This is a genomic window from Rhodococcus sp. CX (assembly GCF_015865005.1).
GTDB lineage: Bacteria > Actinomycetota > Actinomycetes > Mycobacteriales > Mycobacteriaceae > Rhodococcus.
In genome coordinates, this window is sequence record NZ_JADZGH010000191.1 from 1 (window position 1) to 11,192 (window position 11,192).

Annotated in this window: 11 protein-coding genes; 7 read left to right on the forward strand and 4 right to left on the reverse strand. The window is 68.8% G+C overall.

The features are described 5' to 3' along the window. The first annotated feature begins 60 nt into the window (after window positions 1-60). Both gcvT and I0Q12_RS20385 read left to right on the forward strand, forming a co-directional pair. Entirely contained in the window at window positions 61-1,161 is a 1,101-nt protein-coding gene (gene gcvT, locus I0Q12_RS20380; RefSeq protein ID WP_197254052.1) for a glycine cleavage system aminomethyltransferase GcvT, read from the forward strand. Between the two features lie 32 nt (window positions 1,162-1,193). Then, window positions 1,194-2,306 (forward strand): branched-chain amino acid aminotransferase, encoded by a 1,113-nt coding sequence (locus I0Q12_RS20385; protein ID WP_197254054.1) that lies wholly within the window; start codon window positions 1,194-1,196, stop codon window positions 2,304-2,306. Between the two features lie 98 nt (window positions 2,307-2,404). Here the strand turns inward: I0Q12_RS20385 and I0Q12_RS20390 are convergent, their stop codons facing one another. Next, window positions 2,405-3,154, reverse strand: coding sequence for an adenosylcobinamide-GDP ribazoletransferase (locus I0Q12_RS20390; protein ID WP_197254057.1), 750 nt, complete (start codon window positions 3,152-3,154; stop codon window positions 2,405-2,407). Continuing rightward, the gene (gene cobT / locus I0Q12_RS20395) at window positions 3,154-4,272 is read right to left on the reverse strand and encodes a nicotinate-nucleotide--dimethylbenzimidazole phosphoribosyltransferase (protein WP_197254058.1); all 1,119 of its coding nucleotides are present in this window, start codon (window positions 4,270-4,272) and stop codon (window positions 3,154-3,156) included. The genes I0Q12_RS20390 and cobT overlap by 1 nt, the downstream gene beginning before the upstream one ends. A 120-nt stretch (window positions 4,273-4,392) precedes the next feature. Between cobT and I0Q12_RS20400 the strand changes: the two genes are divergently transcribed. Continuing rightward, window positions 4,393-4,602, forward strand: a complete 210-nt coding sequence (locus I0Q12_RS20400) for a hypothetical protein (protein WP_197254059.1) — start codon at window positions 4,393-4,395, stop codon at window positions 4,600-4,602. Between the two features lie 27 nt (window positions 4,603-4,629). On the opposite strand, the gene I0Q12_RS20405 is transcribed toward I0Q12_RS20400, so the two are convergent. Then, window positions 4,630-5,328 (reverse strand): DUF3043 domain-containing protein, encoded by a 699-nt coding sequence (locus I0Q12_RS20405; protein WP_197254060.1) that lies wholly within the window; start codon window positions 5,326-5,328, stop codon window positions 4,630-4,632. A 198-nt stretch (window positions 5,329-5,526) separates the two neighbouring features. Here I0Q12_RS20405 and I0Q12_RS20410 point away from each other — a divergent pair, with 198 nt between their 5' ends. Together I0Q12_RS20410 and I0Q12_RS20415 are read left to right on the forward strand one after the other, a co-directional pair. Continuing rightward, the gene (locus I0Q12_RS20410; protein WP_197254061.1) at window positions 5,527-5,877 is read left to right on the forward strand and encodes an iron-sulfur cluster assembly accessory protein; all 351 of its coding nucleotides are present in this window, start codon (window positions 5,527-5,529) and stop codon (window positions 5,875-5,877) included. Window positions 5,878-6,022: 145 nt separating this feature from the next. Beyond that, window positions 6,023-6,994 carry a carbohydrate kinase family protein gene (locus I0Q12_RS20415; RefSeq protein WP_197254062.1) on the forward strand — a complete coding sequence of 324 codons (972 nt, stop codon included), beginning with the start codon at window positions 6,023-6,025 and terminating at the stop codon, window positions 6,992-6,994. A 69-nt stretch (window positions 6,995-7,063) separates the two neighbouring features. Here I0Q12_RS20415 and asnB read toward each other — a convergent pair whose 3' ends face one another. Next, complete coding sequence (gene asnB, locus I0Q12_RS20420; RefSeq protein ID WP_197254063.1) at window positions 7,064-8,989, reverse strand: asparagine synthase (glutamine-hydrolyzing); 1,926 nt, start codon at window positions 8,987-8,989, stop codon at window positions 7,064-7,066. A gap of 306 nt (window positions 8,990-9,295) precedes the next feature. On the opposite strand from asnB, the gene I0Q12_RS20425 reads away from it, so the two are divergent. Continuing rightward, entirely contained in the window at window positions 9,296-10,357 is a 1,062-nt protein-coding gene (locus I0Q12_RS20425; protein ID WP_307846371.1) for a cytochrome c oxidase subunit II, read from the forward strand. 33 nt (window positions 10,358-10,390) lie between these two features. Beyond that, window positions 10,391-10,807: a cytochrome c oxidase subunit 4 gene (locus I0Q12_RS20430; protein WP_197254067.1), complete on the forward strand. Its 417-nt coding sequence runs from the start codon at window positions 10,391-10,393 to the stop codon at window positions 10,805-10,807. The last annotated feature ends 385 nt before the right edge of the window (window positions 10,808-11,192 follow it).

Sequence of the window (11,192 nt, forward strand, 5' to 3'; positions counted from 1 at the left end):
CGTCGGGTTCGAAGCCGTGGAGGCGGTCCCGGCCCGGCACGTGGGATACCGTCATGCGACATGAGCGACCAGCAACTTCAGCAGGGCCCGATCCACGCCGTCCACGTCGAACTCGGTGCGACCTTCGCTCCGTTCGGCGGGTGGGAGATGCCCGTCTCCTATGCCGGCACGGTCGCCGAGCACACCGCGGTCCGGGAGAACGTCGGCCTGTTCGACGTCAGCCACCTCGGCAAGGCGCTGGTCGCCGGTCCGGATGCCGCGAAGTTCGTGAACTCGACGCTGACCAACGACCTGTCGAAGATCGGGCCGGGCAAGGCCCAGTACACGCTGTGCTGCACCGAATCCGGGGGAGTCGTCGACGACCTCATCGTGTACTACGTGTCGGACGACGAGCTGTTCCTCGTGCCGAACGCCGCGAACACCGCGGCGGTCGTGGCCGCGCTCGCGAAGGTCGCGCCGGCCGGTGTCACCGTGACGGATCAGCACCGCGACCACGCCGTCTTCGCCGTGCAGGGACCGAAGGCCGCCGACATCCTCACCGGTCTGGGACTGCCCACCGACATCGAGTACATGGCGTTCGTCGACGCCGAGTGGAACGGTGTGCCGGTGCGGGTGTGCCGCAGCGGCTACAGCGGTGAACGCGGCTTCGAGCTGCTGCCGCGCTGGGCCGACGCCGAGCCGCTGTTCCGCGCGCTCGTGTCCGCGGTGCGGGCTGCCGGCGGCCAGGTCGCCGGGCTCGGTGCCCGCGACACCCTGCGCACCGAGATGGGTTACCCGCTGCACGGACACGAACTGTCGACGTCGATCTCGCCGCTGCAGGCCCGCTGCGGCTGGGCCGTCGGCTGGAAGAAGCCGGAATTCTGGGGCCGGGAGGCGTTGCTCGCCGAGAAGGAGGCCGGACCCGCACGCCGGCTGTGGGGTCTGCGCGCTCTCGACCGCGGTGTCCTGCGCCAAGACCAGACGGTCCTGCGCGACGGCGAGCGTGTCGGCGTGACGACCTCCGGAACGTTCTCACCGACCCTCAAGGTCGGTATCGCGCTCGCGCTGATCGACAGCGCTGCCGGTCTGTCCGCCGGTGACGAGGTCGCCGTGGACGTCCGGGGCCGGTCGTTGCGCGCCGAGCTGGTCGTTCCACCGTTCGTCGAGGACCACACGAAGTAGGGGAGCAGGGGCGTTCGATAGGATCGGCTTTCATGACCGGTGTCCTGGAATTCGCCCACATCCCGCATCCTTCGCCGACGACCCCCGAGCGTCGGCAGGAGATTCTGTCGAATCCGGGCTTCGGGAACTTCTTCACCGACCACATGGTGACGATCACCTACACCGAGGGAACCGGCTGGCACGACGCGACGGTCGAGCCGTACGGCCCGATTCGGCTCGATCCCGCGGCGATGGTGCTGCACTACGGGCAGGCCATCTTCGAGGGACTGAAGGCCTACCGGCAGGCGGACGGGTCCATCTCGTCGTTCCGCGCGAACGCGAACGCGGCACGGCTCAACCGGTCCGCGGAGCGGATCGCGATGCCGGCGTTGCCGGAGGAGCTGTTCCACCGCGCCATCGTCGAACTGCTCGAGGTCGACCACGAGTGGGTGCCCAAGGCCGGTGGTGAGGAGTCGCTGTACCTGCGGCCGTTCGTGTTCGCGACCGAACCGGCCCTCGGGGTGCGCCCGGCCCACGAGTACAAGTTCCTGCTCATCGCATCCCCGGCGGGCGCGTACTTCCCGCGCGGTGTCAAGCCGGTGAGCGTGTGGCTCTCGCGCGAATACGTGCGCGCCGCGCCGGGTGGCACCGGTGCCGCGAAGTTCGCCGGGAACTACGCCGCGTCCCTGGTCGCGCAGGCCCACGCCGCGGAGCAGGGCTGCGATCAGGTGGTGTGGCTCGACGCGATCGAACGCAAGTACGTCGAGGAAATGGGCGGCATGAACCTGTACTTCGTGTTCGGGTCCGGTGCCGATGCCCGGCTGGTCACCCCCGAACTGTCCGGCTCGTTGCTGCCCGGTATCACCCGCGAGTCGCTGCTGACCCTCGCGAAGGACTCCGGTCTGGTCGTCGAGGAACGTCGTATCAGCACGGACGAGTGGCGCGAGAAGGCCGCATCCGGCGAGATCACCGAGGTGTTCGCGTGCGGTACCGCGGCGGTCATCACCCCGGTCGGCAGTGTGAAGGACGCCGACGGGGAGTTCTCGATCGCCGGCGGCGAGCCGGGCCCGATCACGATGGCGCTGCGCGACACGCTGACCGGTATCCAGCGCGGCACCTTCGCCGACACCCACGGCTGGATGACCACGCTGCGCGCCGCTCAGTAGCCGACACCGTACGAAGACGCCACGGGCGCGACCGTCACCGACGGTCGCGCCCGTTGTGCGTTCGTGGGTCTGCCGGGGAAGGTCATCGTATCCGGGAGTCAGAGTCCGGCGCCGAGGGTGATCGCGACGGCGGCGACGGTGCCCTCGAGTGCCGCGCCGAGCACGTCGCCGTTCACCCCCTCGAAGCGGACGACGCAGTGCCGCACGAAGAGTGCGGACAGCGCCAGCGCGACGAGAACCACGATCGGGCCGAGCCACGCGGTCGCCGGCACGCACCACACCCCGGCGACCGCGGCGAGCAGCGGCCAGCCGAACACGCTCGCCCACGACTGGGTTCCGGCGACGAGCGCACCGAACCCGCTCCCGGGGGACGCGACGATCCCGTTCCGGCACGCGAGGACCACCGCGATCCGTCCCGCCGCGACCGCGAGCACCACCGCCGGCCACGCGCGGGCCTCGGCGAGGATCCCGAACGACCACGCCTGCGCCCCGAGCACCACCACCAGGGTGGCGACGCCGAACGGTCCCGCACCCCCCGAGTGCATGACCTCACGGGCCCGCTCTGGCGGGCCGTAGCAACCCAGCCCGTCGGCGGTGTCGCTGAGACCGTCGATGTGCATGCCGCGCGTGGCGACCGCGAGGAACCCGACGCACAGCAATCCCGCGAGCGGGGGAGCGCACCCGGCGGCGAGCAGCAACCACAGCACCCCGGCCGCCGCGGCGCCGAGCAGTATGCCGGTGACCGGGGCGGCGCGGATCGCGCGAGCCGCCGCCGCCCGGTCGATGTCGGCGGGACCGCGCACCGGCAGCACCGTCAGCCACGACAGTGCGAGCGGCAGCCCGCCCATCACTCGTCGCGCGGATCGGGAACGGTGGCCTCGTCGGAATCCGTGTCGCGTCCGCTGATGCCGGCCTCGTCGAACGTGGCCATCTGTGCGAGCACCGTCACTGCGCCCTGCAGCACCGGCAGCGCCGTGACCGCGCCGGATCCTTCCCCGAGCCGCATGCCCAGGTCGACGATCGGTTCGAGATTCAGGTGACGCAGTGCGATCGCGTGCGAGGGTTCCGCGGACCGGTGCCCGGCCGCCCACCAATCGCGAGCTCCGGGGGCGAGTTCCTCGGCGACCATCGCAGCCGCGGTGACCACGACACCGTCGAGCAGCACGGGGGTGCGGCGCACAGACGCCTGCGCGAGATACCCGGCCATCGCGGCGAAGTCCGCGCCGCCGGCCGTGCGCAGCAGCGCGATCGGATTGCGGGTGTGCGGGCGGGCGCGGCGCATGGCGTCGCGGATCGCGGTCACCTTGCGCATCCAGCCGGCGTCGTCGATGCCGGTGCCGCGGCCGACCGCGGCGACCGGTTCGGTGTTGGTGAGCGTCGCGATGAGCACGGTCGCGGGAGTGGTGTTGCCGATGCCCATGTCACCGGCGATGAGCAGGTCGGCACCCTCGTCGATCTCCCGGTCCGCGATCGCCCGGCCCGCGGCGATCGCCCGGATCGTCTCGTCCTCGGTGAGCGCGTCCTCGCGGTCGATGGAGCCGCTGGAGCGGCGGATCTTGAACTCCGACACCGACGGGTCCGTGTCGGAGTCGACGGCGATGTCGACGACCCGCACCCCGGCCCCGGCGACGGTCGCGAGGATGTTCACGGCGGCGCCACCGGCCACGAAGTTCGCGACCATCTGCGCGGTGACCTCCGCCGGATACGCCGAGACGCCGTGGCGGGTGATGCCGTGGTCGCCGGCGAACACCACCACGCGCGGTCGCCGGAACGGGTGCGGCGGGACTTCACCCTGGCAGGAGGCGATCCAGCAGCCGAGGTCCTCGAGTCGGCCGAGCGAGCCGGCGGGCTTGGTGAGTGCGAGCTGGCGGGCGTCGGCGCGTCGACGGATCTCCCGGTCGGGGCTGACGACGGGAGGGAAGGTGGCGTCGAGGCCGGGAGAGGTCGGCGCGGGTTCGCTGCTCACAGTGCACCTTTCGAGAAGTGATCGGGGTAGACGCTACCAACCGCAGAATTGGCAGGAATTCGACGGGAGATGTCGTATCTGCCACTGTCGGCGGCAGTGGCGCGAGCGCAGGATCGGACCATGTTCGAATTCGCCGTGATCGTCGTGTTCATGCTCGTCGTGGCGTTCGGAACCGAACCGGCCGCCCGCAGCAACGGAGCCGCCCGATGGGCGCGCAAAGCCTGGTTGCGCCTCAACCACTTCCGGCCACAGGACCCCCGGAAATCGGAGGAACCTGTGGCCGGAGAAGAACGGTTCGTGATGGCGGCGCGCGGTGCGCCCCACCACTGAATCCCGAACGTCGGACCGTGCCGCCCGTCAGACCGCGTCGCCGGGCTTGACCCGAGGCAGGGGTGCACGCAGCTTGCGGATCTGCGAGGCGCGCACGAACGCGTACCACCCGAGACCGAAACCGCCCTCGGTCGCGTCGGGGAAGCGGGCCCGCACCTTCTTGTTGATCATCCGGCCGAGGTAGATGCCCTCGATGACCATCAGCAGCATCATCACGAACATCGCGAGCGTGACGTACTGCTGGATGACCGGGCCCAGGAACATGGTGGCGATGAGCACCAGCGCCAGCGGCATGAACATGCCCACGAGGTTGCGGCGGCTGTCGACGAGGTCGCGCACGTACGCGCGGACGGGACCGCGGTCGCGGGGGAGCAGGTACTTCTCCTCACCCGCAAGCATCCGGTTCCGTCGCTCGGAGGCGGCGGCGCGGCGTTCGGCGGCCTGAGCCTTGCGCTCGTCCTTCGACATGGACTTGCGCGCGGCCTTCTTGCGTTCGCGCGCCTCCTTCGCTGTCAGCGGTGCGGGCGCCACCGGGCCGCGGCGACGGCCCTCGGCTTCGCGGCGCTTGGGCGTCGGCCGTCCCTTGCCCGCGGTCTCCTTGCCACCGGACACCGTGGTGCCGGACTGTGCAGGCGTGACCTCGGACGCGGCGACGTCGGCGCTGCCGGACGACGAAGAGTCGTGGCTGTCGGATTCGTCGGAACTCCCGCGGCGTAGCAACTTCACCTCTCCAGGCTATGGGATATCCGGACACGTGGGGAAATCACCCCAGGTCTCGATCGGTGGAGAGGTCGGTGGCGAGACGGAGACAACGCCCCGCAGTGGGTGAGGAATAGATGTACGCGCGGTACCGTTGACTCATCGGGGTCGTCTCCACACGACCTCCAGCAACGACTGCTTGACACGAACCACCAGGGAGCGCCCATGACTGTGCAGGACGAGACCGCCACTCACGGCGTCATCATGACCGAGGCCGCCTCCGCCAAGGCGAAGGCTCTTCTCGATCAGGAGGGCCGCGACGACCTCGCGCTGCGGATCGCAGTGCAGCCCGGCGGCTGCGCCGGACTCCGGTACCAGCTGTTCTTCGACGACCGGACTCTCGACGGTGATCTCACTGTGGACTTCGGCGGCGTCACGCTCGCAGTCGACCGCATGAGCGCCCCCTACGTCGAAGGTGCGTCGATCGACTTCGTCGACACCATCGAGAAGCAGGGCTTCACCATCGACAACCCGAACGCCACCGGCTCGTGCGCGTGCGGCGATTCGTTCAACTGAGTCCGCTCGACAGGGCCCCGGCACCGTGAGGTGTCGGGGCCCTGTCGTCTGCGGGTAGCGTGTGAGCCCGGCTTTCCCGACCTCGCCGTGACCTCCGTGCCCTGGTGAGGCCCGCACTCCTGCACCCGTCGAAAGGCACAGCACCGTGACCATTGCCGTGACCGGTTCCATCGCGACCGACCACCTCATGCGATTCCCCGGTCGATTCGCCGAGCAACTCCTCGCAGACCAGCTCAACCACATCTCGCTGAGCTTCCTCGTCGACGACCTCGTGGTCCGCAGGGGCGGTGTCGGTGGGAACATCGCGTACGCCATGGGCGTGTTCGGCGGTGACCCGGTGCTCGTCGGCGCGGTCGGCGCAGATTTCGCCGAGTACCGGGCCTGGCTCGAGTCCAACGGCGTGAACTGCGACTCGGTGCTGGTGTCGACCACCGCGCACACCGCCCGTTTCGTGTGCACCACGGACGAGGACATGGCGCAGATCGCCTCGTTCTACCCGGGCGCGATGTCCGAAGCCCGCAACATCTCCCTCGCCGAGGTCGTCGAGACGCACGGCGTCGACCTGGTGCTGATCGGCGCCAACGATCCCGAGGCGATGGCCCGTCACACCGACGAGTGCCGGGAACTGGGCGTGGCGTTCGCGGCCGATCCCTCCCAGCAGCTCGCCCGCCTCAGCGGTGACGAGGCCGCCCGGCTCATCGACGGCGCGGCGTACCTGTTCACCAACCAGTACGAGTGGGGTCTGCTGCAGCAGAAGACCGGCCTCACCGAGGACGAGATCCGCGCACAGGTCGGGCTGCGGGTGACCACTCTCGGCGGCGACGGCGTCGAGATCGTCGATTCGGACGGCAACTGGGTCCGCGTGAGCGTCGTGCCCGAGCGCGCGAAGGTCGACCCCACCGGTGTCGGCGACGCCTTCCGCGCCGGCTTCCTGCTCGGTCACCGCGGCGGCCTGAGCCTCGAACGCGCCGCCCAGCTCGGCTGCCTCGTCGCCGTCTACGTGCTCGAGACCACCGGCACCCAGGAGTGGACGTTCGACCGCGCCGACGCCCTCAAGCGCCTGACCGACGCGTACGGCGAGGTCGCTGCCGAGGAGATCGGCGCGCTGCTGCCGTAGTGCGGCTTCGCCGCCCGTGTGCCTTTCTGGCGGCTCCCACCGCCAGAAAGGCACACGGGCCGTCAGCGCCTACAGGCTGACCGGGTAGACCGGCTCCTGGATCTCCGGCACGATCCGCTTCTCGACGAAGATGCCGTGCCACACCATGAAGCACAGGATCGTCCACAGTCGACGACTGTGATCGGACACCCCGTCGCGGTGCTCGTTCAGCATCCGCGCGACCGCGGCCTTGTCGAAGATGTGGTCGGTGCCGGACTCGGCGATCTGCTGGTGCGCCCAGTCGAACAGCTCGGTGCCGGCCAGCCAGTGCCGCAGCGGCACCGGGAAGCCCAGCTTCGCGCGGTGCAGCACGTGCGGCGGAACGATTCCCTCGAGCGCCTGCCGCAGCGCGTACTTGCTCGTCTGCTTGGTGATCTTCTGCTCGAGCGGAATCTGCGAGGCCACCCGGAACACCTCGGGATCGAGGAACGGGACGCGCAGCTCCAGCGAATTCGCCATCGTCATCTTGTCGGCCTTGACGAGAATGTCGCCGCGCAGCCATGTGAACAGGTCCAGGTGCTGCATGCGGGCCACAGGATCCCACCCCGCCGACCGCGCGTAGATCGGTGCCGTGACGTCCTGATGGGTCCACTCGGGGCGGAAATCGCGTAGCACCGACCGCAGCTGCGCGTCGTTGAAGCTGCGTGCATTGCCGTAGTACCGCTCCTCGAGCGGCATCGAGCCGCGATGCAGCAGCGACTTGCCGCGCGTGCCCTCCGGGATCCGCTCGGACAGCTTGCCGACGGCACGCCGCAGTCCTGCCGGAAGGTACTCGAACGGCTTGAGCGAGATGGGCTCGCGGTAGATCGTGTAGCCGCCGAACAACTCGTCGGCGCCCTCACCGGACAGCACCACCTTGACGTGCTTGCGGGCCTCCTTGGCGATGAACCACAGCGGCACCAGCGCCGGATCGGCGACCGGGTCGTCGAGGTACCAGATGATCTCCGGGATCGCCGCGGCGAACTCGGCGGGGGAGACCACCCGCACGATGTGGCGTGCCCCGATCGCGGCCGCCGACTCGGCGGCCACGTCCACCTCGGAATAGCCCTCCCGCTCGAAACCGGCGGTGAACGTGATGAGGTCGGGATTGTGCCGCTTGGCCAGCGCCGCGATCGCCGTCGAGTCGATGCCGCCGGACAGGAACGACCCGACGGTCACGTCGGCACGCATGTGCTTGGCGACCGAATCCTCGAGCGCCTCGGCGATCTCGCGGTACCGATCCTGTTCGCGGCCGGCGGCGAACGGCCGAACCGGGAAGCGCGGCTCGAAGTACCGGGTGATCTCCGGTTCGCTACCGGGCCGGACCCGCGCGTAGCAGCCGGACTCGAGGCGACGGATCTGCCGGTGCAGCGTCTCCGGTTCGGGAACGTACTGCAACACGGTGTAGTGCTCGATCGCCCGCGGATCGAGGTCGGTGCCGATGCCGATCGCACCGGCCAGCTCGAGCAGGCTCTTCTTCTCGCTGCCGAACGCGGTCCCGCCCGAACCGGTCGCCAGGAACAGCGGCTTGATGCCGAACGGGTCGCGGGCCAGGAACAGCTCCCGTGTGTGGGTGTCCCAGACGGCGAACGCGAACATGCCGCGCAGGCGACGCACCGCGTCCGCACCCCAGTGATGGAACGCCGCGACGATCGTCTCGCTGTCACCCTCCGTCGCGAAGACGGCGCCGTGTTCCTCGGTGAGTTCCCTGCGCAGCTCCAGGTAGTTGTAGATCTCGCCGTTGAAGGTCAGGGCGTACCGGTCGGGCTGGTCCTGCGGTCCCCAGCGCAGCGGCTGATGCGAATGCGCGATGTCGATGATCGACAGGCGGTTGAATCCGAAGATCAGGTCGTCGTCGTGCCAGGTGCCGTGCTCGTCCGGTCCGCGATGCCGCAGACAGTGCATGGCGGAGTCGACCAGTGCGACGGCGTCGTCGCTGGTGCCGTCAGTGGTCAGTAGCCCGAGCAATCCGCACACGGCGTCCGTTACCTCGATTCCAGTAGGGGAGTGCCGGACCCATCGGGAACTTTCCCTCGAGGGCCGACGTTCGTCATGTGGAGTATGCCGCAGTGCGGGAAATCGAGCGGAGCGCGCATACCCGGAAAGTCGCTGTGACGTCGCCTGTCACCCGGCGACACGGCGTCCTGCGACGAGGCAATGTCTCAGGATCGACACGTTGTGCGCGCCCCGAGGGTGGATAGCGCGCCGGTTTGGTCTACGCTGCGTAGTAATTGGGCCTGCCCTCCGGGGTTGCCCTAATGGAATTGCGGCGATCAGGAAGGCGTGAACGTGGCGCAAGGTCGGATCCTTCGGCGGTTCGGACTCGCAGCATCTCTTGGCATTGCAGCCATGATGTTGACCGGGTGCTCCAGCGAAGAAGTCCTTCGTTTCGGCTGGCCGGAGGGCGTGACTCCCGAGGCCGAGCGTATGCGTGAGCTGTGGACGTGGTCGGTTATCGCCGCCCTCGTCATGGGCATTTTGGTGTGGGGTCTGACCTTCTGGGTGGTCCTCTTCCACCGCAAGAAGAAGAACTCCCCCGAGTTCCCGCGGCAGACCGCGTACAACGTGCCCCTCGAGCTGGTCTACACGGCAGCTCCGTTCGTGGCCGTGTGTGTGCTCTTCTACTTCACCGTCGTGGTCCAGAACTACGTCCTGGAGAAGGAAGACAACCCGAACGTCGTGGTCGACGTGACCGGCTACCAGTGGAACTGGAAGTTCGGTTACCGCACCGTCGATCTCGGTGACGGCACCGCCAAGTACGACGGCACCGACTACGAGGCGCAGGAGGCCGTGGCTCAGCCCGAGCACGTGGCCGCCGAGGGTGACGAGCACGCGGTGGTTCCGCCGATCCACGGAAAGCCGGTCGAGGACCTCTCGTACCTGCACTACGACAAGATCGAGACGATCGGCACCAGCAACGAGATCCCGGTCCTGGTTCTCCCGACCGGCAAGCGCATCGAGTTCGAGCTCGCCTCGTCCGACGTCATCCACGCCTTCTGGGTCCCCGAGTTCCTCTTCAAGCGCGATGTGAACCCGAACCCGCGCGAGAACAACTCCGATCCGGTCTTCCAGATCACCGAGATCGAGCGTGAAGGCGCGTTCGTCGGCCGCTGCGCCGAGATGTGCGGTACGTACCACGCGATGATGAACTTCGAGGTCCGCGCGGTGTCGCCGGAGAAGTTCGCGCAGTACATCGAGCTTCGCAAGCCGGCTGCCGAGGGCGGTCAGGGCCTGAGCAACGCCGAGGCCCTCGAAGCCATCGGCGAGTCGCCCGTCGCGACCACCACGTCCCCGTTCAAGACCGACCGCACCGACCGTTCGGCCAGCGGCGTCGCCGGCGAGTGACCGAACCCACCATCGACAAGGACAAGTGCTGATATGAAGATCGAAGCCAAGCTCTTCGAGGTCGTGACGGTGTTCTTCGTGCTCGTCGCCATCGTGTACGGAACGTTCACCGGCCTGTCCCGCACGGGCATCGAGTGGGCGGGCCTCACCGCGATCGTGCTCTCGGCAGGCCTGACCCTGATCGTTGGCACCTACTTCCGGTTCGTGGCGCGTCGCCTCGACACCCGCCCGGAGGACTACGAGGATGCCGAGATCAGTGACGGTGCCGGCGACCTCGGCTTCTTCAGCGCCGGTAGCTACTGGCCGATCCTGCTCGCGGGTGCCGCGGCTTTCGCCGCCATCGCCCTGGCGTTCTTCCACCCGTGGATGATCGTCGTGGCGGTCTTCCTGATCCTCAGCGCAGCCGCGGGCCTGGTGTTCGAGTACCACATCGGACCCGAGAAGCACTGACGCAGAACGATTCCGCGCGACGGGCGCCGCACCTTCGGGTGCGGCGCCCGTCGCCGTTTCGGATGATCCTCCGGGTCGTTCGCATCCCGGGAAAGTCCGTGCACGTCCGGGCGGAGGGACCTGACCGACGGAACGTGCCGGTCCGTCAGGAGAGCTCTACGGCGCCCAGGCACCCAAGGGAACGTACCCCGGGGCGGCGAGGGCGCCCTACAAACCCCGCAGCGGGGGCCAGGAGGCCCGCTGCGGGGTTTTCGGCATGGGGAACCCACTTTCGGGGGAGGGTGTGGCCCGTCGCGGTCCCGCACGGGAAGCCAACCCGATTCGCCGAGCCACCGGACAGCTGCGCGCTGCCGCCGACAGCGCGCAGCTGTCTACCTGCTCGGCG